Annotated in this window: 22 protein-coding genes, 1 tRNA gene and 1 pseudogene; 11 read left to right on the top strand and 13 right to left on the bottom strand. The window is 54.9% G+C overall.

Features of this window, described 5'->3' with window-relative positions:
* Nucleotides 1-93 precede the first annotated feature (93 nt).
* Nucleotides 94-2,193, top strand: a complete 2,100-nt coding sequence (locus RBB80_RS08300; RefSeq protein ID WP_433967759.1) for a capsule assembly Wzi family protein — start codon at nucleotides 94-96, stop codon at nucleotides 2,191-2,193.
* 46 nt (nucleotides 2,194-2,239) lie between these two features.
* Nucleotides 2,240-2,794: a capsule assembly Wzi family protein gene (locus tag RBB80_RS08295; protein ID WP_433969574.1), complete on the top strand. Its 555-nt coding sequence runs from the start codon at nucleotides 2,240-2,242 to the stop codon at nucleotides 2,792-2,794.
* A 71-nt stretch (nucleotides 2,795-2,865) separates the two neighbouring features.
* Here RBB80_RS08295 and RBB80_RS08290 read toward each other — a convergent pair whose 3' ends face one another.
* The 7 genes from RBB80_RS08290 to RBB80_RS08260 all read right to left on the bottom strand — a co-directional run bounded on the left by RBB80_RS08290 (nucleotide 2,866) and on the right by RBB80_RS08260 (nucleotide 10,088).
* Nucleotides 2,866-3,771 carry a glycosyltransferase family 2 protein gene (locus RBB80_RS08290; RefSeq protein WP_433967758.1) on the bottom strand — a complete coding sequence of 302 codons (906 nt, stop codon included), beginning with the start codon at nucleotides 3,769-3,771 and terminating at the stop codon, nucleotides 2,866-2,868.
* Between the two features lie 209 nt (nucleotides 3,772-3,980).
* A complete protein-coding gene (locus tag RBB80_RS08285) occupies nucleotides 3,981-5,327 on the bottom strand; it encodes an SLBB domain-containing protein (RefSeq protein WP_433967757.1) in 1,347 nt (448 codons plus the stop codon).
* Nucleotides 5,324-6,760, bottom strand: a complete 1,437-nt coding sequence (locus RBB80_RS08280; RefSeq protein ID WP_433967756.1) for an SLBB domain-containing protein — start codon at nucleotides 6,758-6,760, stop codon at nucleotides 5,324-5,326. The genes RBB80_RS08285 and RBB80_RS08280 overlap by 4 nt, the downstream gene beginning before the upstream one ends.
* 244 nt (nucleotides 6,761-7,004) lie before the next feature.
* Nucleotides 7,005-8,462, bottom strand: coding sequence for an Asp-tRNA(Asn)/Glu-tRNA(Gln) amidotransferase subunit GatA (gene gatA, locus RBB80_RS08275; protein WP_433969573.1), 1,458 nt, complete (start codon nucleotides 8,460-8,462; stop codon nucleotides 7,005-7,007).
* Nucleotides 8,463-8,473: 11 nt separating this feature from the next.
* Complete coding sequence (gene gatC / locus RBB80_RS08270; protein WP_433967755.1) at nucleotides 8,474-8,800, bottom strand: Asp-tRNA(Asn)/Glu-tRNA(Gln) amidotransferase subunit GatC; 327 nt, start codon at nucleotides 8,798-8,800, stop codon at nucleotides 8,474-8,476.
* Nucleotides 8,797-9,090: a DciA family protein gene (locus RBB80_RS08265; RefSeq protein ID WP_433967754.1), complete on the bottom strand. Its 294-nt coding sequence runs from the start codon at nucleotides 9,088-9,090 to the stop codon at nucleotides 8,797-8,799. Before RBB80_RS08265 ends, gatC begins: the two co-directional genes overlap by 4 nt.
* Nucleotides 9,091-9,347: 257 nt before the next feature.
* A complete protein-coding gene (locus tag RBB80_RS08260) occupies nucleotides 9,348-10,088 on the bottom strand; it encodes a sugar transferase (protein ID WP_433967753.1) in 741 nt (246 codons plus the stop codon).
* A 390-nt stretch (nucleotides 10,089-10,478) separates the two neighbouring features.
* Here RBB80_RS08260 and rfbC point away from each other — a divergent pair, with 390 nt between their 5' ends.
* Nucleotides 10,479-11,066, top strand: a complete 588-nt coding sequence (gene rfbC, locus RBB80_RS08255; protein WP_433967752.1) for a dTDP-4-dehydrorhamnose 3,5-epimerase — start codon at nucleotides 10,479-10,481, stop codon at nucleotides 11,064-11,066.
* Nucleotides 11,067-11,185: 119 nt separating this feature from the next.
* Here rfbC and RBB80_RS08250 read toward each other — a convergent pair whose 3' ends face one another.
* From RBB80_RS08250 to rfbB, 4 genes and pseudogenes are all read right to left on the bottom strand, one after another.
* Nucleotides 11,186-11,731 carry a D-glycero-alpha-D-manno-heptose-1,7-bisphosphate 7-phosphatase gene (locus RBB80_RS08250; RefSeq protein WP_433967751.1) on the bottom strand — a complete coding sequence of 182 codons (546 nt, stop codon included), beginning with the start codon at nucleotides 11,729-11,731 and terminating at the stop codon, nucleotides 11,186-11,188.
* A pseudogene (gene rfbD, locus RBB80_RS08245) lies at nucleotides 11,728-12,653 on the bottom strand (dTDP-4-dehydrorhamnose reductase). The gene RBB80_RS08250 and the pseudogene rfbD overlap by 4 nt, the downstream one beginning before the upstream one ends.
* Nucleotides 12,653-13,528, bottom strand: a complete 876-nt coding sequence (gene rfbA / locus RBB80_RS08240) for a glucose-1-phosphate thymidylyltransferase RfbA (protein WP_433967749.1) — start codon at nucleotides 13,526-13,528, stop codon at nucleotides 12,653-12,655. The pseudogene rfbD and the gene rfbA overlap by 1 nt, the downstream one beginning before the upstream one ends.
* Nucleotides 13,525-14,688 (bottom strand): dTDP-glucose 4,6-dehydratase, encoded by a 1,164-nt coding sequence (rfbB, locus tag RBB80_RS08235; RefSeq protein WP_433967747.1) that lies wholly within the window; start codon nucleotides 14,686-14,688, stop codon nucleotides 13,525-13,527. Before rfbB ends, rfbA begins: the two co-directional genes overlap by 4 nt.
* 315 nt (nucleotides 14,689-15,003) lie before the next feature.
* Between rfbB and RBB80_RS08230 the strand changes: the two genes are divergently transcribed.
* From RBB80_RS08230 to RBB80_RS08210, 5 genes are all read left to right on the top strand, one after another.
* Nucleotides 15,004-15,228, top strand: coding sequence for a hypothetical protein (locus RBB80_RS08230; RefSeq protein WP_433967745.1), 225 nt, complete (start codon nucleotides 15,004-15,006; stop codon nucleotides 15,226-15,228).
* A 235-nt stretch (nucleotides 15,229-15,463) separates the two neighbouring features.
* Entirely contained in the window at nucleotides 15,464-15,886 is a 423-nt protein-coding gene (locus tag RBB80_RS08225) for a hypothetical protein (protein ID WP_433967744.1), read from the top strand.
* Nucleotides 15,874-16,611 carry a PP2C family protein-serine/threonine phosphatase gene (locus tag RBB80_RS08220; protein ID WP_433967742.1) on the top strand — a complete coding sequence of 246 codons (738 nt, stop codon included), beginning with the start codon at nucleotides 15,874-15,876 and terminating at the stop codon, nucleotides 16,609-16,611. The genes RBB80_RS08225 and RBB80_RS08220 overlap by 13 nt, the downstream gene beginning before the upstream one ends.
* A gap of 8 nt (nucleotides 16,612-16,619) precedes the next feature.
* Entirely contained in the window at nucleotides 16,620-17,045 is a 426-nt protein-coding gene (locus RBB80_RS08215; RefSeq protein WP_433967740.1) for an ATP-binding protein, read from the top strand.
* A 30-nt stretch (nucleotides 17,046-17,075) separates the two neighbouring features.
* Nucleotides 17,076-17,441, top strand: a complete 366-nt coding sequence (locus tag RBB80_RS08210) for an STAS domain-containing protein (RefSeq protein ID WP_433967738.1) — start codon at nucleotides 17,076-17,078, stop codon at nucleotides 17,439-17,441.
* 48 nt (nucleotides 17,442-17,489) lie between these two features.
* Here the strand turns inward: RBB80_RS08210 and RBB80_RS08205 are convergent, their stop codons facing one another.
* Both RBB80_RS08205 and RBB80_RS08200 read right to left on the bottom strand, forming a co-directional pair.
* Nucleotides 17,490-19,556: a SpoIIE family protein phosphatase gene (locus RBB80_RS08205; protein ID WP_433967736.1), complete on the bottom strand. Its 2,067-nt coding sequence runs from the start codon at nucleotides 19,554-19,556 to the stop codon at nucleotides 17,490-17,492.
* A 521-nt stretch (nucleotides 19,557-20,077) separates the two neighbouring features.
* The gene (locus RBB80_RS08200) at nucleotides 20,078-20,755 is read right to left on the bottom strand and encodes a hypothetical protein (protein ID WP_433967734.1); all 678 of its coding nucleotides are present in this window, start codon (nucleotides 20,753-20,755) and stop codon (nucleotides 20,078-20,080) included.
* A gap of 712 nt (nucleotides 20,756-21,467) precedes the next feature.
* Between RBB80_RS08200 and RBB80_RS08195 the strand changes: the two genes are divergently transcribed.
* From RBB80_RS08195 to RBB80_RS08185, 3 genes are all read left to right on the top strand, one after another.
* Nucleotides 21,468-21,543 (top strand) — tRNA-Ile (locus tag RBB80_RS08195).
* Between the two features lie 336 nt (nucleotides 21,544-21,879).
* On the top strand, nucleotides 21,880-22,647 hold the full coding sequence (locus RBB80_RS08190) for a tyrosine-type recombinase/integrase (protein ID WP_433967733.1): 768 nt from the start codon (nucleotides 21,880-21,882) through the stop codon (nucleotides 22,645-22,647).
* Complete coding sequence (locus tag RBB80_RS08185; protein WP_433967731.1) at nucleotides 22,563-22,778, top strand: tyrosine-type recombinase/integrase; 216 nt, start codon at nucleotides 22,563-22,565, stop codon at nucleotides 22,776-22,778. The genes RBB80_RS08190 and RBB80_RS08185 overlap by 85 nt, the downstream gene beginning before the upstream one ends.
* Nucleotides 22,779-22,841 lie beyond the last annotated feature (63 nt).

Genomic DNA, 22,841 nt, shown 5'->3' with positions numbered 1-22,841 from the left:
CTTTGGTCACCGTTCCGTCAGTCGGCGTCCGGCTATGGTAGCCTCCAGCAAGGGGTTGCATTATGCGAGCACGCTTACCCCGGACCCTTGCCGATGCTTGTAGATCACCCAAAACCTGGTCGATACTTCCTCCTCGCAGCACTCCTTTTGCTATGGATCGGGCCATCGTGCTTCGCTCAAGACGCGGCCTCAGAGCCACCAGCTGCGAATGTTTCAGCGGACTCCTCCAGCTCTCTGCCGGATGCACCTGAGCCGCAAGTCGCCGGCAAGTCTGCACCTAAGTCAACGGGAGCGAAGGCCGGCAGCGAAGACATTACTTTCGCTGGCACCCCACGGCGCATCCTGGCCGATCAGAAAGCGATCTGGACCAGCCCGCTGCATCTACGGCCAAGCGACGCAATCTGGCTGGCACCCCTGGCCGCGACGACAGGTGTGTTGATCGGCAGCGACCAACACACCATGACATCGTTGATAAACATCAACGCGAACGATCGCAGCCACTTCAATACCTTTTCGAACGCTGGTGTCGCGGCGCTCGGGGCATTGCCGGCGAGCATGTACCTCTGGAGCTTGTTCGACGATGCGCCCCAGGCCCATGAGACCGGCTTGCTGGCCGGAGAAGCACTGGCAGACAGCCTGGCGGTCAGCGAAGTGGGTAAATTCGTATTCCTGCGTGACCGCCCGCTCGTAAACAACGCCAAGGGAGACTTTTTCAGTTCCAGCCCCTCCGCAGCCGGCTTCCCTTCGAATCACGCTACGGCTGCATGGGCCTTGGCTTCAGTTGTTGGCGATGAATATCCCGGCTGGATCGCTCGCACAGCGGTCTACGGACTGGCCGTCGGGGTAAGCGTCAGCCGCGTGCTTGCGGAACAACACTTCCCATCGGATGTCCTGGTCGGAAGCGCGACAGGATGGCTGATCGGTCATTACGTCTATCGTGCGCATCACAACTTCAGCCTGAACCCCTTCGATTCCAAACCGATGCCGGGAGACTTCGGGGTACCACGGACCCACAAAACACAGCAGACAAACGGAGCAGCTCATCCGGTTAGCGGAGCACCCCAGCCGGTTAGCGGAGCAGCTCAGCCGGTTAGCGAAGCACCCCAGCCGGTTAGCGGAGCACCCCAGCCAGTAGCCGTCGCCCGCCACCCGCCCCGCCTCTTTACGGAAGATGACGACCCCGACACCATCGGATCGACGAATGTCCCCATGGACAGCTGGGTCTATCCAGCACTCGAAAGACTGGCTGCGATGGGTTTCATTCCTGGTCAGAGTTCTTCCATCCGCCCGTGGACCCGGCAGGAGTGCCTCCGTCAGCTCAAATTGGCGGAGGATCAAGTCGACATGGATCAATACAACAGCCCCGGGCTAGTTTCTGAGGCTCGTCGCCTTATAGCCGATCTCCATGCTGAATTCGAAACCGAACCCAACTATTACGAGTCGTTGAGTCTCGAATCTGTCTACGCGCGGTATGGCACGATTGCGGGTCCCGCGTTGACCGACAGCTTTCACTTCGGCCAGACATGGTGGAACGACTTCGGCCGCCCGCTTGGCCGAGGCGGCAGCGCAATTGCCGGGTTTTCGTTTCGCGCCAACCATGGGCGGCTCTTCTTCTACGATCGTCAGGAACTGCAACATGGCCCTGGTAACCCGGCCGAATCAGAGGCCACAAATCAGCTGATCAACCGACTCGATCAGATACAGCCAGACTCCGATCCGCACATACAACCGATACCTGAACGATCAGCTTACAATCGCCAACGACCGATCGAGCTATATGGAGGCGTTGCCTTCGCGGGCAATGCGCTTTCTCTCGGCAAACAAGAGCTCTACTGGGGGCCTACCACGATGGGTCCACTCGCTTTCTCCAGTAACGCAGAGCCAACGTACAATCTGCGCTTCGTATCGACGCGTCCCCACCCCATACCGCTCCTGCCATCCCTCGGTACCTACCGATTCGACATCGTGTTGGGAAAACTCTCCGGACATAGTTATCCAGCACGCCCCTGGTACAACGGGCAAAAGATGGACTTTAACTTCGGAGACAACCTCGAGATCAGCTTCACGCGCTGGTCAATCTTCTGGGGGTTGGACACCCGATTACGCTCCATAGCTTCAAAGCCAACGTCTTTAGTTTTAACTCAACTGGCGGCGGAGTCGGAGGGGAGGAGGAAGTTTAGGCTATGGAGATAGAGGGGATCCTGGCGACCGTAAAAGCAACTTCGACTTTACCTATCGGCTGCCTTTTCTAAGACGGCTGGTTACGCTCTACGCAGACGCGTACTCCGACGATGACCCAAGCCCCATCGCCGCGCCGCGCCGCGCGGTTTGGAATCCAGGCATCTATTTCGCGAGACTACCCTTTTTGCCGCACATGGATTTGCGCGTTGAAGCGGTCAGTTCGGAGGGGCTTGCGCATGACTACGGTGGGACTCACTACTTCATCAACAATCAGTACCTTGATGGAAATACCAACAAAGGCTTTTTGCTTGGGAACGCGATCGGTCGCGATGCTCGCGCGATCGAAGCCCGCTCAGGCTATTGGTTCTCTGCCCGCACACGAGTTGAAGCCGGCTATCGCCAAAGCTGGGGCGGAAACTTGTTCCTTCCTAATGGAGGCAGGATCACCGATGGATTTGTGAACGGATCCTTTGCCATCAACCGCCACTGGCAGGCACAGGTGTTCACTCAATACGAACGGTTTCTCATTCCCTCCTACATGAGCGGTTCACAACATAACACCAGCGGATGGTTCCAGATTGCCTGGACACCGGAGTTGCATCTGCATCGCTAAGAACGATTCCGCATTCCAAGCAGACCGCACAGGCAACCCGGGAGGAAGCCGTGAACCCGTTCACAATTTGATTAGTTCCAGAAAAGACGATTCATACTCAAACGGCGCTTCAAACCAGTGCTGAACAGATTCTCAACTCTGCCGAGTCGATAGCCCAACAGCTTAGCCACGGTGTGGATCAAAGCGGCGGGGATAAGCCACCAATACCGGGGCCAGAGATACCGCAGTTCCGATCGAACAAAACGCCCTCCCTCACCTCCAGCGTCGCCAAATTCATCGAGCATCCAGCTCTCCCGGTAGTGCAGCACACCAATATCAAAGTATCGTCGGAACTCCTGTTTCCAGGTGTAGCTGTGAGAGTGATACACCTTCGCCTCGGCCACGTAAGCTATCTTCCATCCCGCGAGCAACAGTCTGGCGGCAGTGACTGTATCTTCCCCAAAAATGACGTCGCGTGGAAATCCGCCTACGGCCATTAGCGCTTCTCGCCGATAAGCAGCAAATGAGTTTGAGATAAAGATGGCCTTAAAACCAAGTTGCTTGCGGCTGGACAACGTACGCACGCCGGACTGTGCGGGGTAATTATAAAGACGGGCATGAGCTTCCACCGGGGTTGCGCCGCGACGCGGAAGCTGACGCCCATAGGCCGCCGCAACGCTTGGTTCGGAGAATGCTTCAAGCAAGCGACAAATGACGTCGGATTGCGCCAGTTCAATATCCTGCGTCAGGAAAACGAGGATCTCTGCGTCCGGCAATAGCTCAGCCGCCAGTTGCCTTGTTCCGCCATGATTGAACTCAGCTCTTGCAATCGCATGCACCCGAAAGCCCGCAGTCCGCGCCAAACTCGTTGTTTCATCAGCAGAAGAAGAGTCGAGAATCAGGACCCGGTCCGGAGCGATGGATTCCAAAAGCAGCGCCGCAAGCCGCGGCCATCCCTCGGCTGCATTCAAAGTAGGTACAACTACGAAAAAATTCACCTGTTAGAGGTTATCACTATTGAAACAGCCGTTCATGGAGACGTAGCTATCTCGTCGGGTTTGGGAGTCGTCGGTGTATGTGTCACTCCTTCGCCACACTCTCGGTCCAGAATCTTGGTGACCGAACCGACCACTCCTATATCCGCACGATGCCGTTGGCAGGGATTCGTGGCGATATTTGAATTTTATCTTGTGACCAGACTGCATCTCTAGAACACGACATTAGCTGCAGCTATCGCTAATCCAAACTGACCGACGATCTGTGCAATATCGACGATCAACCGTATGGTATTGCCTTTCGTCAGATTCAGAGGAACGACAACCGTGTCGCCTGGATACAGATGGAGCGAGTCAAAGTTGTTTCCTCGTAGGGAAGAGCTGTATTGTTTGCTGATTACAGATCCACTCGCTCGGATAACATAAGCCCGGCTCTTATCTGCATCTCTATTTGTTCCACCGGCTAGTCTTATATAACCGCCAAGCCTCCGCTGCGTTTCGAACGCGAATGAATTCTGGTTATAGACCGCCCCATCCACGCTAACGGTAGAAGGAACACGCGGCACGATGAAACGATCCCCATCCTCGAGCGGGAGGTCAGGTATTTGCGAGAGATCGTGACTATCAGGTTTCAAATCCAACACAATGCGGCCAGTAGCCCTTGCTTGGCGCAAAGTGGCTACAATCGCTTGGTTCTGCGCCTGAGACGCAGCTGCAGCTGCAGTGTCAGAAGCGCTTATAGCTCGACCCGCGTTGTTGGTTGCGTTTGTGCTCACCTGTAGAGCTATCTCATCGACATATTGATTCAGGCGCTGTTGCTGGACGCGACGTGTAGATTCGCGTGTGAATTCTGAGCCGTAGAGATACGCTTCTGACGTAAACCCGCCGGCACGTTCTACGAGATGCCGCAAGGTCTCGCCTGGCAGAACGCTATAGACACCCGAGGAGGCAAACTCTCCCTCCAGGCGTACGAATCGCGTCTGTTGCTCCTGCGGCACACGGATATCAGCCTTCGAAAAGATCGTAACTACATCCCCGGGAAGCAGCTCAAGATTCTGAGTATTATCTTCTTCCAGGATGGCCTTACCAAGGTTGAATGGAAGAAGAGATGTTGTCAGGTTCACTTTGCTCTGACGCTCGATAACAGCATAGCTCCAGTCGATATCGGGCTCACTCAGCTTCACATTGTTCCGCGGCCGAAATTCTCCGGAGGATGCGTTTGCGACGGTTGAACCCAAACTTGCGCTGGCTGCACTCATGCGATTCGAAGGTGCTGGGTTCGATTGGGAACCATTTTGCAGAAGCCCCGACGTGTTGGAGTTGCCACCGTTGGAGTTGTTTTGATTGTTTGTGGAATTTGTTCCATTGGCTGCATTGGCAGCATTGGCTGCTGTAGGTTGAGTATACCGATCGTTGATTCCACTCAACGCGGTCTGCGATGCGGGAATTTTCATGCAGTCAAGTCCGCCATCGGTCGAAGCATCCGTTTCGCTGTCCGTTTCTCCATCTGCCGTTCGATAGCTACTTCCCTCTTCGCTTCCGAAAGCCAGGCCAATCAAATTCGGATTCCTGGTTGAGGAGTATCTCCAGTTCGGATTCGACCCCTCTTCTCCAACCGGAATTCCATAACGCAAATTTGGAACGCCGTAGGGGTCAAAGGAAGGCATGTGGGGATATAGGTCAGAGTGGGTTGACCAAGTTGGCTTCGCTTCAACCAGTAGTCGCGGGTAATCAGCGCCTCCTTGTCCGGCAGCAGATCGCGGACGCGCATTCCCGGCTTCCAGGTGTAGCGTCCAGGACTCGCCACATTTCCACGAAGCGTCACCGCATCCTTGTATTGGCTGACCACTGCGTTCAGCTCCAACAGGTCGCCATCCTGCATCACGGTGGCCCTTCCCTGCGCGTCAAGAGCTATATCAATCATGCTGCGCCTACGGCGCTCATCCACTCTCTCTAACCGAACCCTCTGTCCTGAAGCAACGTTCGTTAGACCTGCGGCCAACTCTAGAACATCACCAATGGTCGTACTATCGGAGGACTTAAGCTCGTAGATCGCTGGCGCGCGGATGCTGCCCGCGACAGCTACCTGCGGACCGACGGGCGGAATGTAAATCACATCACCGGGTAACAGCTGCTCGTCCTTCGATTTATCGCCGCGCTGCAATAGGTCGTACAAATCGAACTCGACTACGACTTTACCTCCACGTTTCAATTGGATATGTCGCAGGCTACCCTGAGGGGTGGGGCCGCCAGTGGCGAAAAGTGCGTTCGTCAGAGTGCTCAGCGAGCTAATCGTGTAGCTGCCAGGCCTACGCGCCTGCCCAACGACAAAAACCTGGATCGACCGAAGCTGACCCAGATTCACATTGAGATCGAAGTTCTTGAAGACCCTCGCAACTTGGCTCTTTAGAAAGTCGTGCATCTGCTCAAACTTCACCCCAGCCACGTGAACCGAGCCCACCTGCGGCACGAAGATACTTCCAGATCGGTCAACCAGAAAACGGCCGTTCAGTGTGACCTGTCCCCACATCTGGATAAGCAACTCGTCTCCTGGCCCAACCACATAGTCTGGTGTTACCGGAACCATGTTCAGCGGGGCAAAGGTGGACGGGAGGTTGCGAAAGAGATTAACTCCGTAGATTGGCAGCATCTTGCCAATCGAATTGGCAACTAAGAGCTGAAATTCAGTTGGTGAATCCAGCGGAAGACGGGTCTCAAGATTCTGATTTTGCTGCTGGGTCCGATTGTTGTTTTGCGTATTGGTCTGAGTATTATCCTGTTGTCCAGGCACGATGATCTGTGGAGTTAGAGTCTGCTGCTGATTAACCGAGGGATTCCGTACCTGAAGGTTGCTTTGATCTACTGAAGACTGACAGGTTGGATCGTTTGGGTCACAAGATTGCTGTTGTCCCGCCTGTCCAGTTAGAGCCTGACCAAATTGGTCGAACTGAGCCGATGACGTAAGCGTCCCGAACACGGTGATCAGAAGCACATATCCAAACCTGCATAATCTAGGGGAACTACCAAACTGCATCTGCTCTAATCCTCGCAACCTTCTTTTGCCTGATATCGTTCATCATACAAGCAGCAACCAGTAAACTCGCTGAAATGAGCTGTTGTGCATGACGATCGCCTGGCATTCACATCAGGATCTCGATACTACAGCCTACTCATCCATCCAGTTCGATCCGCACCCGATGATGGAGTGCGCCGTCGCCAGCACAAACGACACGGCCTCAGGTAGCAGATTCCCGGTGCGCACGTTGCCGTGTCTCTACGGCCTGCGCTACTCGAAACAGAGTCGATTCGTCGAAGTGCTTTCCCATGATCTGCACTCCGATCGGCAATCCTTCCTTCGTTTGCCCACAGGGCACGGACACACCGCAAATCCCCGCCAGACTTGCCGCCACTGAGTAAATGTCCTCCAGATACATCTGAACAGGGTCGTCCGTCTTTTCGCCCAGCTTGAACGCCGGGGTCGGAGTTACCGGAGCCACCAGCACATCAACATCGGCAAATGCCGTCAGAAAGTCTCGTGTCAGAAGAGTTCGAACCTGCTGCGCCTTGCGGTAGTAGGCGTCATAGTAGCCCGCGCTCAGCGCATACGTGCCCAGCAGAATCCGCCGCTTAACTTCGGCGCCGAAGCCTGCGTCTCGAGTCTTCCGAAACATCGCCGACAACGTGTTCGCCTCTTCAGCCCTCAACCCGAATCTGACCCCATCGAACCGGGAAAGATTAGACGATGCCTCGGCCGTCGCGATGACGTAGTAGGTCGGAATCGCATATTTGGTGTGGGGTAAACTGACCGGTTTTACCACGCATCCCACCAGCTTCAAACCATCGAGTACACCATCGATTGCACTACGAATCTCCGGATCCAGCCCATCTTCGAAGTATTCCTTCGGCACGCCGACCCGCAGACCTTCAACAGGTTTCGCCAATCCGCCGACATAATCAGCCACCGGCTTGGTCGATGAGGTTGCATCCATAACATCTTTTCCTGCAATGACTTGCAAGATGGTTGCAGCATCTTTTACCGTTTTTGTAAGCGGCCCAACACGGTCCAGCGAAGAGGCAAATGCAATCAATCCATAGCGACTGACCCTCCCGTACGTCGGCAAAACACCGACTACGCCGCAAAAGGCCGCCGGCTGCCGGATCGACCCGCCAGTATCGGTTCCAAGGGTCGCTACTGCGAAATTCGCCGCTACCGCAGCCGCCGAGCCGCCGCTCGAGCCTCCCGGAACCCGGTCTATTGCCTTTGGATTCAGCACCGGTCCATACGCAGAGTTTTCGTTCGATGAACCCATTGCAAACTCGTCGCAATTCAACTTTCCCAGAAGCACCGCCCCGGCTGCTTCAAGCTTCGCGACTGCAGTCGCATCATACGGAGGTCGGTAACCTTTCAGAATGAGCGAACCAGCAGTCGCCGGAGCTCCCCTCATTGCCAGAACATCTTTAATCCCCACTGGAACCCCCGCCAGGGAAGGCAGCGGCTCACCCTTGGCGACCGTCTCGTCGATCTTCTGAGCTTGGGCCATCGCCCGCTCCCGACTTAGCGCCAGAAAGCTGTTGATTTTGCCATCCTGAGAGGCGATACGATCATAGTGCAGTCCTGCAAGCGCAGTTGCCGTCGTTTCACCGGAAGCGACGGACTTATGGGCGGCATCGATTGTCAGGTTTTCCAAATTCACTACTTTTACACTCACCGTTCGATCACCTTCGGAACCTTGAAAAACCGCCCATCGGTCTCGGGAGCCTGGGACATCACTTCAATCCGATCCAGCGACGGCCGCACTTCGTCCATCCGCAACGCCTCTCCACGATCGAGCACCGTGTCGCCCAACATCTCGCTTACCTGTGCCATCGCGGGGACCCCAGAAGTATCCAGCTCATTCAATTGATCGATATGGCCAAGAATGGCGTTCAAGTCTCTTTGCATCCTTGGTTCTTCCTCCGCCGTTAGCTCCAGATTCGCCAACTCTGCGACCCGCCGCACATCGTCCAGAGTTACCCCGGCCTGTTCCTTCATCGCTTGAAATACCTCTTCTTGAAGTGTATCTCGTTCACGGTTACACCTGAAATACGTGCGAGCTCTCGGGCAAGCTGTCGACGCATACTGATCAACTGCTGCAGCCACGCGCCATCGTCCACATCTATTCGGACTACGCCGTTCTCAAATCCTACGACCTGCCCCCGCTCCGCCATCGCCCTTCCGCACGCAACTGGCCAGGCAGCAGCCAGTCTATCCTCCTCCTGAAGCCCCTGCAGGCTCTTTCCCAAAGAACCTCTCAACATGTCACGCATACCTTCTAAAGACATCAGCAAACTCCGATCAAGTCGTCACTGTCGAGATCACGAGCGGATTTTAGGGAATTTCCCTGCTAGAGCTCGCCATATTCCAACTCCATGACGCTGGTCTTGAATCACGGCAAACCGATGCAAAGATGTCTCGTCTGAGGGATGGCCCGCGGGAGCAAAGTCAAAAGGCGAGCCCTCGAAACGAAGAAATCGATCCCCCTCGTAGAGGACGCGGAGACAATTTCGGGGGCACCGCTCTTCATTTCATGAGAGTGAGATTAATACGCGCCGTCCTGGTTAACTACTGACGCAAACGTCTTCATCAGGATCAAAAGGTCTCTCATGAGCGACCATCGTTCAACGTATTCACAGTCAAGTGCGACACGTCTCTCGTAGCTCAATGCACTGCGTCCCGATACTTGCCAAAGCCCCGTCAATCCAGGCTTCACCCTGCAATAGCAATCGAAGCAATCACCGTATTTCTCTACCTCCGCCGCTACAATCGGCCGAGGGCCCACGAGGCTCATTTGTCCAGCGAGCACATTCCAGAGCTGAGGTAACTCATCCACGCTATATCGCCGGAGAAAAAGCCCCAGTGGAGTAATCCGTGGATCTTTACGAAGTTTGTGGGTTCTGTTCCATTCCGCGCGCGCCTTTGGGTTTCGCGCCAGATGAGCCTCCAGGACTTCAGCCGAGTTGATACACATGGTACGGAACTTCCACATCGAGAAAAAAGCCCCACTCTTGCGTATCCGCCGATGCGAATAAAAGATTGGTCCCGGAGAGCTCAATTTCACAGCTGCAGCCACAAAACCCAGCATTAACAGCACAATGGGCATCGAGATCAGAACCAACGCGACGTCGACGCAGCGTTTGATCACCCGGTATCGGAAAAACTCGAACGGAGTTTCGTCTGCTCGATGCGATATCTCCAGCGAACGGCCAACCGACTCCGGGTACGAATAAGAACCTTCGATAGCCGCTGTCCGCGACTCGGGAGATTGATATTCAGCCTGCATTCGAATCCTGTATCTGTTCGGCTCGTATGTGCGCATGTTGTGCATCACATCAGCCGGACCGGTTCTTGCTACACGCCATGTGTCGCGGTACTTTCTCTAAATCCGCTCCTGGAGCCTGACGGAACCAGGAAAACGGCCGCGCTTCCACTTCACTTCACCTGCTTGCTCATATCTACCCGTACATGGACCTTACGATGGTCTCTTTGAAGAACCGGGTTGGACCAAGTTGACGACTGGGGAACACAGCGCATTGATACAACTTCATCATTCTAACCGACGGAATTCTGAAAACCGAGCCTGCCTCTATAAGATTCGCTTTTTGTTCGTTCCACTTTGGGACGACTAAGCATGGCTATTTGCATGTAGCGGCGCGCCCACTAAACTAACCAAATGCGAGTCCTGGAAACGCCTCTACGTGACGTTAAGCTAGTTCAACCCCAACGCTTCGGAGATAGTCGCGGTTGGTTTGCAGAGGTATTCAATCAATCAACTTTTACGGCCGCCGGGTTGCCGGCGCACTTCGTGCAGGACAATCAATCCTTCTCAGTCAAAGGGGTACTTCGCGGCCTCCACTATCAACTCGGGAGACCGCAGGGTAAGCTCATCCGCGTTCTCTCCGGCCATATCTGGGACGTCGCGGTCGATCTCCGGCGGGAATCTCCCGATTTTGGCAAATGGGCCGGATTTCATCTGAAAGCCCAATCCTCCGCTGACGAACTGCGACTCCTTTGGATTCCGGAAGGTTTCGCCCACGGCTTTCTTGTCCTCTCGGACACCGCAGAAGTGTTCTACAAAACCACAAACCTCTACCACCCGGCGGGAGACCGCTCCATCCTCTGGAGCGACCCCGTCCTCGCCATTGATTGGCCTCTCGAGGCGCTCGATGGCATTCCTCCCTCGGTTAGTCCCAAGGACGCCCTTGGCAAGCACTTTCTTGATGCCGAGCTTCCGCCCGTTGAAGTGGCCCACCTTGTCTGAGAACTCCACAAGTGACACCTCCGCACTGAGAAAATCATGGACGCTTTGCTTATTGGCAGACTTCAAAAATCTGGTCGCTGCGGAACTTTGAGCGAAGTTCGTCCGGTCATGCCGCCTGCTTACCCGTGCGTCACCAGCCAACGTTCCACCTCGGCCAATGACTTCACCTTCAGATGTTCGCCGTCACATCCGTGAGCCTCAGTGCCACTGATCAAAAAGGCCTGCCGCAATCCAGCTGCATTAGCAGCCGCTACATCCGAGCATCGATCCCCAACCATCACACTCTCGCTTAGCTCCACCCCGAACTGAACTGCTCCACGTCGCAGCATACCCGTGCCCGGCTTCCGGTCCTCGTGCTCCCGTTTGTACTCCCCCACTCCGTGTTCAGGATGGAACGGGCAAAAATAAACAGCATCGAGTTCAATACCTTCCTCACGAAGCTTTCCGCGCATGAACATCATCAGCGCTTGAAAATCGGCCTCCGAATAATAGCCTCGCGCGATTCCCGCCTGATTCGTCACGACGATTAGTCGATATCCAAGCGCCACCGCGGCCCTGCAGAGCGAAAAGATTCCATTGACAAACCGTACCTCGTCGGCCCGGTGCAGATATCCCACCTCTTCATTGACAACACCATCTCGATCTAGAAATAACGCCCGCTTCATAGCTCCGACAGCACCTCTCGCAACGAGTTCCGCCAGTCCATCATGGTCCATCCGAATCGTTGCATCAGCTTGCTACAGTTCAACCTTGAGTTCAACGGCCGCTTCGCAGGAGTCGGGTATTGATCGGTGGGTATTGCCTCGACCGCCGCAAGCCGCACTCCGGGCTCCATCTCGTACCGCAATTGAAGCGCCTCAGTTGCAAATTCGAACCAGGTAGTTTCACCGCCCCCAGCCGCGTGGTAAACCCCACTCGCGTCCTGAAGTGCGGCCTCGAATCCTGCTGTCTGTGCAGCGGCCTCGAATCGCTTGATCACGTGTGCTGTCATCCTTGCGAGATCACGGCTCCAGGTCGGCGCACCATGCTGGTCGGCCACTATTCGTAACGTCTCGCGCTCGCGCGCTAACTTGAGAATCGTCAGCAAAAATTCTTCCCACTGGTTCCGTAGACCCAGCTGGTGCGGAAGATCATATGCCCTGCGCCGCTCTCACCAAGCGCCTTCTCTCCGGCCAGCTTACTCGCGCCGTAGACACTCACCGGCTCGGCCGCATCAGTTTCAGCGTATGGCTTGTTCCCTAAGCCATCAAAAACATAGTCCGTAGAGAAGTGGATGATACCGGCACCAAGCGCTCGCGCCTCTTCTGCTATTACTCTAACGGCCTCGGCATTAATCGCGTATGACAACTCCGGCTCGCTTTCGGCTTTGTCCACCGCCGTGTAGGCTCCGGGATTCACGATCCACCTGGGCCGTACTGCCCGAATCGTCTCCCGGACCGAAGCCGCATTCGCAAGATCCATCGATGCTCGTTCTGGGGCGACCACGTCACCCAATGACTTGAGGGTTTTTCTTAGCTCACCACCGACCTGACCCGTCGCTCCCGTCAAAAGAATCCGCTCCCCCAATGGCAACTTCCCGAACGCCATCAGTACACCATCTCTTCCAGAAGTCGTAGCAGATATTGCCCATACGTGCTCTTCGCGATCTTCGATGCCAGTGTGCGCAGCTGATCGGCGTTTATGTAACCGAGTCGGTACACAATCTCTTCGGGGCAGGCCACCTTAAGGCCCTGCCGCTTCTCGATCGTATGGATGAACGTAGCCGCTTCCAGCAGAGAATCGTGTGTCCCGGTATCCAGCCACGCGATTCCGCGTCCAAGCACCTGCGTGCGCAATTGCCCGCGCTCGAGATACCAGCGATTCACATCTGTGATCTCGAGTTCCCCGCGCGGCGACGGTTTTAGCCCCTCCGCAACGCCGACCACCTGCGCGTCATAAAAGTAGATACCCGTCACCGCGTAGCGTGACTTCGGCTTTAGCGGCTTCTCTTCAATCGAGATCGCGCGTCGATGCTCGTCAAACTCCACCACCCCATACCGCTCCGGGTCAAGAACAGGATACGCGAACACTGTCGCGCCTGGACCGCCAGCAGCAGCCTCGCGCAGTGTTTTGGCGAAGTCATGTCCGTAGAAGATATTGTCCCCGAGCACCAGGCAACAACCTTCTCCTGCAAGAAACTCCTTCCCGATCAAAAACGCCTGTGCCAGGCCGTCCGGAGATGGCTGTACGGCATAGTGCAGCGTGATGCCCCACTGCTCGCCGCTTCCCAGCAGTTGCTCGAAACGCGGCGTGTCTTCGGGTGTTGAGATCACGAGAATCTCGCGAATACCCGCCAGCAGCAAGGCCGACAGCGGATAGTAGATCATCGGTTTGTCGTAGACTGGCAGCAACTGCTTTGAAACAGTCTGCGTCACGGGATGCAATCTTGTTCCTGAGCCGCCCGCGAGAATAATCCCCTTCATCGAGCTCCCTCGCCAGCCTGGGTTATTGAGCGACCTTCACCAAGAGCGACCTTCTCTCCGCGCCCAGAGTAGTTCTGCGTCATCCACTGTTGATACGCGCCACTGGTCACATGCTCCACCCACGATGCGTTTCCCAGATACCACTCCACCGTCTTCCTCAGCCCCGTCTCGAAGCTCTCCTGTGCTCGCCAGCCGAGCTCACCCTCCAGCTTGCGCGCATCGATCGCATACCGTCGATCATGTCCAGGTCGGTCGGTTACATATTTCACCAAGTGCAGATGCGGTTTGAACTTCGATTGAGGTACCAGTTCATCCAACAGCGCGCAAACCGTCGTCACCACCTCGAGATTGCTCCGCTGATTGCCGCCGCCGATGTTATAGGTCTCGCCGAGTCGTCCCCGCTCTAAGACCGTGCGCAACGCACTGGCGTGGTCTCCGACATACAACCAGTCTCTTACCTGTTGGCCGTCTCCGTACACCGGCAGCGCCTTGCCCTGCAACGCATTCGCAATCATCAGCGGGATCAGCTTCTCTGGAAACTGATACGGCCCATAGTTATTGGAGCAGTTCGTGATGATGGCCGGTAAGCCGTACGTATGCACCCACGCCCTCACCAGATGGTCTGATGCTGCCTTCGACGCTGCATAAGGACTGTTTGGAGCATAAGGTGTCTCCTCATGAAAAGCCGGCGCTTCCGGTGTCAGGGTGCCATACACTTCATCGGTCGAAACGTGCAGAAAGCGGAACCTCTCCCGATCTGTATTTGCCAGCTCGTCGTGGTATGCGCGTGCCGCTTGCAGCAACGTAAACGTCCCATCGATATTAGTTCGCAGAAACGCTTCTGGTCCTACAATCGAACGGTCAACATGGCTCTCCGCAGCAAAATGAATCACTGCTCGCGGACGGTATTTTTGCAGCAAGCCAGCCACCAACTCCCCATCACAGATATCACCCTGCACAAAATTGTAGGCCTTGGTGTGCTCAACAGACGCCAGATTCTCTGGATTCCCCGCATAGGTCAACTTATCCAGATTAACGATTGGCCCATGGCCTGCAGCCAACCAGTCCAGTACGAAGTTGCTCCCTATAAACCCGGCTCCGCCAGTCACTAGAATGGAATCGCTGCATGCGATCTCTTCAGCCTTCACTGCTAATCTCATGTTGCTGCTAATGCCTCCGCGTACGTTTTCCTAAGCTTTTAATATAGGCTACTTAGCCTGCAGCGGAGGCAAGGAGCCAGAAGCCGTTCGTGACGAGGTCTGGTTAACGATTGCTGTATCGCTTACGGCTGAAAGATTCCATCGCTAAGTCTTCCATGAAGAACCCACTGCTGCCTAAGAAGGTCCAATGTCATAGACCCTTCTGAAGGCTACAACCGTTTGGAGCTCAGGTGGCGATCTCGACCTCGCAACGACCCGGGCAACTACAAGCTCCACCATCCTCTCCAATGGGGTTGAGACTCGAAAGGTGACCTTATGTCCACGAATGATCAACAATCGAAGCAAACCAGCTATCAGACGCCTCCTACCAACTCAAAAGATGCCGTCGAACCATCGGGGCCCAAGGGCGATAACCCGTCTACCGCAGGCCCGGGACCCACCGAGGTCAGCTCTAACACTCCGGAAAACAGTCAGGGTCACATCAATCCATCTGCGCCGGAAGATGCAAACACCACCCCAGGCACCGCAGGCAAGAAATAAGAATGTTCTGTTCAATGTCTACCATCCGTGATATCTCCTGAAAGGACCAATAAGACGTCGATATCTCGTAGCCGTCATAGCTCTAGTCAAACTTCCGCCACTGTTTACATAGCGATTCAACAGAAGAGCCCACAACGGGCGGCGGATAACGAAGGCAGCGAACTCTTCGCTGGCCTATCGGCAAAGATTTGAGAGCTCTATCGTCGTCCGACCGGTCACATGAAGGAGCAGTTCCATGGAAATCGAAAGCAGTCTCCACCTGCAACAGCAAATTGCGCGGTTACAGGCACTCCTCGACACGACCCATAGAATCCATAGCACCATCGAATTGGATAGTGTGCTGCGTAGCGTCCTGCAGATCACCGTGCGCGAACTCGAGATGGCCGGTGCGTTCTTCACGGCTTTTCCCTTTTCGTACGGAGAGATTCCACCACGATTCCTCTTACATCCTCCGTCTTCCGATCCGAAGCGTGGTTGTTACCGCTTCCCTTTGCTGGACCGCCACGGCGCTGTCCTTACCGAAATGGTCGTCATCACTCGTGATGGCGCGCCGTTATCCTCTTCGAGCAGGACTTCCTGGAACATCTTGCAGTCCAGGCCGCCGTCGCCATCGAAAACGCCCGCTATCACGAACAAACCCTGGATATGGAGCGGGTAAAGCAGGACCTCTCCTGTGCTCGGGACATCCAGAGAAGTCTCCTTCCCCAGACCTTTCCGGATATCTCGGGTTACAGTATTGCGGGTCGCTCGCAGACCTGCTATGAAGTCGGCGGCGACTACCTCGATCTCATTGAACTTTCATCGGGAGAACTGATGATTGTCGTCGCCGATGTCGCAGGCAAAGGTCTCGCCTCGGCTTTGGTTGGCAGCTCGTTTCGGGCAGCATTGCGAGCCATTGCAAACTCAGAGATGCCGCTCGCCGACATGGCGACCCACCTGAACTACCTTCATTACAAAGAGGGTGAAGAGTCACGCCGCCGCTACGTCACGGCCATGTTTCTTAGACTCGATCCAAAGACACATACTGTCGAAGTAGTAAACGCGGGGCACAATCCGGCTTTTCTCCTCAACGGCAGCGATACGCCTGAGTTGATTGAAGCCAGCGGAACCCCGGTCGGGATGCTTCCCTTCTCTGGTTACTCCGCAGAAAAATATGTGCTGTCTGAGAAGGCGAAGCTGCTAATCTACACCGACGGAATGACTGAGGTGTTTAAAGGTGACGAAGAATTCGGCCAGGATCGCCTTATGGAGGCATTCCGCACCTGCCGCCTCTCGGATGCAACTGGAACACTGAACTCGATCTGGCAGACTCTGGATGCTTTCTCCAATCAGGAAAACCAATCAGACGATATGACCGCACTCGTAATTGGACGGAAGCCGTAGGAGGGGAAGTGGACGGTAAGAACGTGAACAGCATCGAACTGCGTCTTCCTTCGCGTCTCGGCTTTGAAAAGATTGCAATGAGTACCGCCTCCAGCGTCGCGAAGCTGATGGGCTTTGCTCCAGATCGTGTCGAAGATCTCAAAACCGCTGTCGCCGAGGCCTGCATCAATGCGATGGAGCATGGAAATAAACTCGACGAGTCTCTAATCGTAGGCGTCATTCTCTCCATGAATGAAACTTCGCTCGAAGTAAAGGTCCTCGACACCGGGACTGGCCCCCTGGTGGCGTTCATACCCCGGATATGGATAAGAAGATGCACGGAGAAGAGGCCAGTCGCGGTATGGGAATGTTTCTCATTCAGTCTCTGGTGGATGAGGCAGAATGGGTCAGTGCGCCTCTCACTGGAAGCTACGCGCGACTCGTCATACGCTTAAGGAAAACAGAGGATTGAAGGAGACATCACCATGGCGGAGTTTAGTACGAAGGTCAAAATGGAGCAGCTCAAATGCGCTTCGGGGGATCCAATCACAGTGCTGCGTTTCGCCGGTGATATTACGAGTTCCTCCGAGCCCGCGGTATTAGGTACGTATGGAGGGCTGTCACCCGAGACGTCCAAACGCATTCTGCTCGACTTTTCAAAAGTGGAGTATCTCAACTCCAGCGGTATAGCACTGATCATTCAACTGCTCTATGCCGCAAGTCAGAAGGGACAAACCGTCCAGACGTTTGGCCTGACACCGCACTTCCAAAAAGTCTTCACGATGGTGGGCATTACGAAGTACACCAAACTCTACCCGGATGAAGCCGCCGCGTGTGCAGGCTTCGAATAACCCCAGGCTTTACTAAGCCGCCGAGTCTCATCCCTTGAAATCCGCCGTCTAGGTCGCCGTCAGAATACCCCTCTCATCAGGAACGTTCTCTGGCTGAAGCCTCCGCTGAATCCGCAGCACGAGAATGTCATCCTCCTGCCCAAAGTCCTGAGCAGCTGAGGCCAATTCCGCGGCGGAGATAGGCTGCTGCAGCATCTTCTCGATGCGTTCAAACCCAAACAGCTGCTTCTGTTGATCCTGTGCTTCAGCGACTCCGTCGGACATCAGCATCAACGTGTCCCCCGGCTCTAGCGTGAAGTGCGAGACGAAGAACTCAGCACCTGGCACCACTCCGATCGGGAGCGAGCCTCCCATCTCAACCTCTATTCCATTCAGATACGGCGGCAGGTGTCCCGCATTGGCCAATGTCACCCGTCCGTCGGTGCGGATCTGGAGGATGAGGCAAGTCGCACTGGCCCGTCCTCGACCCCACAGTCGATCGTTAAGGCTGTTCATCAGGATCAAGGGGTCTGAGTCGTATTGAACCGCCGTCCGTATCGCACCAACAATCAGCGCGACCAGCATTCCAGCCTGAAGACCCTTCCCTGTAACGTCACCAACCACGATCAGTACGCTGCCATCGTCCTGCACGGGGAGGATTTGGAAAAAGTCCCCGCCAACTTCGCGCGCCGGACGATACTCACTTTCGATAGCAAGACCAGGTGTTTGTGGTAGATGCTCTGGAATAAGCACCTGTTGAATCTGCCGGGCCTGTTCGATCTCCGCCTTCCACTGCTCGCGTATCCGCTGAGTATGCAGGAATCGCCGAACCAACATGACCGTAATTAGGAAGAGAGAAAAAATCGTCGAGATGGTTCCCAACCCAACGGCGAATCCGAGCACGTCAAACGCCGTCTTTATATGGAGAAGACGGAGTTGGGACTGAAAGAGAGCAATCGCAACTAAAAGCACTGCCGAGAAAGCCAGCCAGCCCTCAGTCTTTTGCTTCCGGATGCCTTGAACGGTGATTGCGCATAAGAGCACTCCAAAGCACAGTCTCAGCCCAAGCAAAATAGGCGTCAGATAAACGGCCGCATGCACGGGAATATGCTCGCCGTAGATCGGAGCACTCATCATGGCCGTTCCGAATATCGTAAGAGCGACCAATCCCCACACTATGCGATGAATCCATTGCATCCGACCAATCCGAAACCAGTAACCCCAGAAGATGACCCAAAGCCCGATCCGGATTGGACTAATGATAACGAACTGTAAAACTATCCCGGCCGTCAGGGCAATCCACGGCACAAAACTGACGATCAGAACGACGCCATTCTCCAAAATTGTGACCGCGCAAACCAGGCTTAGCCACAGATACGAAGGCTCCGTGCGGTCCATCGAGAGAAGGCTGACCGCCACCATCCACGCAAGGAGCAGAATCAGCATCTCGAGAAAACCGCTGCCGACAACATGCGCGGTGTCGTCCCAGTCCAGTTGAATCAGGGTTCCGATTACTCCGGCATGACCAAGAACCGGGGGTTCGTGCATCCCTCCGGCGTCTGGTGCAAGGAAAATCGATGCGCTGTCCATCCACGTTCGAATAGCAATGGTGATTGGTCCATTGCGGAGTTCCCTTGGTAGCTTGAACGCTCGGGGAAGTGTGCTGTACGCCGTTGCCTTGTGCTCGCCAAACCTGCCGAGCTCCCCAAGTAGTTGACCATTCACGTAGAGTTGATACGCATCGTCTACTTGGTTCGGCATCTTGATCGCAAGCCTGCCGTGGGAACTCTGAACGTTAACTCGCAGCCGATACCATGCGAACCCTGTATGTTTCGGATATCCGTTCGCTGTCCAGCCAGGAATGTAACCGCTGCTGCCCAGCTCAGGATTTGCGGACCCTGCAGGCGGCGTTAGATCTTGAGTCCCCCAACTCGAATCATCGAAGTCCTGCCCCGCCCAGGACATATCGTCGCCAAGATGGAACTTCCAGAGGCCGGAAAGTTCGACAGTGCCGTCGCCGAGCGTAGCCTCAAGCTGCGGTCTCGGTGCTGGGCCTACCGTGGGTTTCTGTCCCCGCAGGCCCGTCGCAAAACCAAAGAGCAGCAACAACACAACCGAAGTTCCTGCATAGCGCATAGGTGCAACTCTCAAGACCTGTTCATGAAATCCATCAGCTGGCCACTTCGCCCCGTCAATTGCAGTACGCAAACTGAAATTACTTGAAGGCATCAATTCTCGCCGTCTTATTCGCTTGAGGACTGCTGGACTGCCCGCCCGCTCACTTCGGACCGCGCTGCAGTTCCCCCGGGATCGCCCTCACGGCCAACTTTCGTATTTTCAGTGACGCCTCTCAGGGCTTTCAAGAAGCCTCTCACACCGAGCGCCAAGCAGAGAAATTCTAGAATGAGGAGTTAGAGCCCAAGGGGATGCCTGATCCGCAGGTTACGCAAATCGACGCTCCACTGTCAACGTCATCCTTTTGACATCATGAGACTTTGCGGGCACGAACGTCGATTTCACCAGTTCACGGCGCCAGCCATTTCTTACTGGTTATAAGCGGCCGGCCAACATCTTTGGCGTTCCTCAGACAAGAAAGCCCGGGACTGAGCCCGGGCTTCTCCGATTGTCCAATCCGAAGTCTCTCAACTTCGTTTGCTTCAGCGGTTGCCGTCAGCCGACTTTCCGGCGGCCGTCCAGATGCGACGTGACATATACAAGCCAGCCATCATGACACCGGTCGAAAACAGCAGTAAAGAGTCTGGCTCAGGAGTAACGCCGATCGTTGCGGAGCCTCCCTGAAAATCGTTGGGATCTTCTCCCTGCTCAAGGACGATAAGAGCGTTCCCAGGAGCAACACCCGCGCCACCCGCAAAATCCAGAGCGTACTCCAGAGGGTTATTGAGATCCGGAGCACAGCTCACAACGTTTAGTGCGCTCGCAACAAAGTTGTCCTGATTATTAGTCTGACCGGAACTGTCGCAGCTGGGAGTGGTAACGAGGGGTGCAATAAGAAAACCAAGCTCGATCGAGCTAATAGTTGAGCCCGATTCATTGTCCACAACGAAGCATCCGTAGGTGCCTGGAGTGAGGCCGTTGCCAAACCCAGCCCCGTTGCAAGCAGCCTGCGAAACGTTAACCGGAGAGATATCTCCACCAGTGAAGATTGTGCAATTCGTGTTGCCCGGAGATCCAACGGGAACGCCAGCAGGATTGCAAACGGCTTCCGCCGGAGGGTCAAGGACTGTCATGCGGAAATCGATGCCGTCTGCATGGGCAAAGCTGGAACCGCCGCAGAGCAGGGCCACGACAAAAAGGACGCGAAGAAGATATTTCATTTTCTGTATTCCTCCAGAGAATTCACTTGGCGATTCTGCAATCGCAGTCGGATCGGGGAAATTGCGCCGCAACCAGGGGTACAAAGCGCTTGTGACTAGTAGTTGTCTTCTCAATAAGCACTTCCCATGCCAAATAAAAACCTCAAAAATCAGGCCAATGACGAGCCTTCACCGTTTCAAATGCGCAGAATATTGCATGGCAAAAGGAAGTATTTCGTACCTTTCAGGGAGCGCCTCAAACAATAGAAAGATCACGTTCGGATGGTGTTGGCCCCACAAGACGATCTGTATACGCCGGATACGCAGAAACGGGAGCGCACATTGAGAATTTTGCTCAGTGTAGGGCTGGGAAAGCGATCCTTCCATTTCATCTTTCATAGCAAGGACGAAACCCCTGTTTCGAGGTGGCTCATCGAATGGCCCGATCTAACTTTCCTACCGTTGAAGGTCGATCGCAGCTCTTGATCGTCGCGCGTAAACGACGCTAGGGGCTGATGCGTTTACAATTATCTAGTTGGCTTGACACTCCAGCGTGACGATCTCAGCTGTACGTGCATCCACGAGTGAAGCGGCACACGCCTGCCTTTGATTGGGAGGAGACACTCAACTTTGTGCGCCGGAAGCTCCCAAGATGGCTAAAAGATAATCATTTTTCGACACAGGAAGTTCCGCGCTTCCGCATTTATCTCGTAAGTTATCGATTACAAAAGTAGGGCCTGTAGCTCAACGGTTAGAGCAGGGGACTCATAATCCCTTGGTTGGGGGTTCAAATCCCTCCGGGCCCACCAAATTCCCGATTCAGCAAACCACGATTAGTAGTTGTATATTATTAATTTACACTGCCCCGTCTCGGGGCCGGTCGATTGGGTCCAGGATGAGGCTAACTGTACTTTGGCTCAAAGGTACAATTTCGGTACAGTGCTGTCCCCCAACACTGTACCGAAAGGGCCTATGGCGACCATTGTCAGAACATCAGCTGGAAGCTCTGATCCCTAAGACTGGCTGGCCCACAACATCGAAAACGTTCCGCACGAAACGAGATGCCGATGACTGGGAGCGCCGTACTGAAGTTGAAATGGTGCGCGGTGCTTACGTGCAGAGGGCATCTGCGGATCGAGTGACCGTTGGACGCTCTCAAGCGCTACGTCGCCGAAATCACTCCGACCAAGCGACTCATGACGCAGGTGGCCGAAAAATGGCAAGCAGTGATCCTGCTCAAGCACCTTGGCAAGTATTCGCTTGCAGCAATGACACCGGAGATCATCGCCCGTTTCCGCGATATGCGTCTCGCCGGGGAAGACCGCAAAGATAAGCAAGGCAAATCCCTGCCGCGCGCTAACAACACGGTCTGGCTCGACCTGGCATTGTTAGGCCATCTGTTCACCGTTGCCATCAAAGAGTGGGGCGTCGGGCTTCCGTCGAACCCAGTATTGAACATCCGCAGGCCCGCTCCGGGACCGGGACGCAATCGTCGTCTGTCTCGAGAAGAAGAGTTACGCTTACTCGCCGCTGTAGATAAGCATTCGAATCCAATGCTCCCGTGGATCGTCCATATCGCGCTCGAAACCGGCATGCGCTCGTCTGAAATCGTCACATTGCGCCGGATGCAAGTCGATATCAAACGGCGCATCGTGCGTCTGCTCGAAACTAAGAACACCCTTCCTCGCACTGTGCCATTAAGTACAGCTGCAACCGAACTCTTCCGCGAGTCTTTAAGTCATCCAATTCGCCCCATCGACACAGACCTGATTTTCTTTGGAGAACCAAGACGTGATGGAAAGCGCCATCCATATCAGTTCAATCCTGTTTGGCTGAACCTCAAGCGAGAGCAAGGCCTAGCAGATGTTCTCGCTTCCACGATCTCCGCCACGAAGCGGTTAGCCGCTTTGTAGAGGCTGGCTTTTCCGATCAAGAAGCCTCAAGTATTAGTGGACACAAGTCGATGCAAATGCTCAAGCGGTACACACACTTGAGGGCTGAAGATCTCGTCAGCCGGTTAGACGAAATGCGAAAGCGGCAATAGGCTTCGCGGCAATCAGTATCTCTTCTGCATGACAGACCTGAATTTCCCTCGATGATGAGCTGC

It is taken from the genome of Tunturiibacter gelidiferens, assembly GCF_051013345.1.
GTDB lineage: Bacteria > Acidobacteriota > Terriglobia > Terriglobales > Acidobacteriaceae > Edaphobacter > Edaphobacter gelidiferens_A.
Note: the sequence above shows the minus strand (reverse complement) of the source record. Positions and strands in the feature narration are given on the sequence as shown.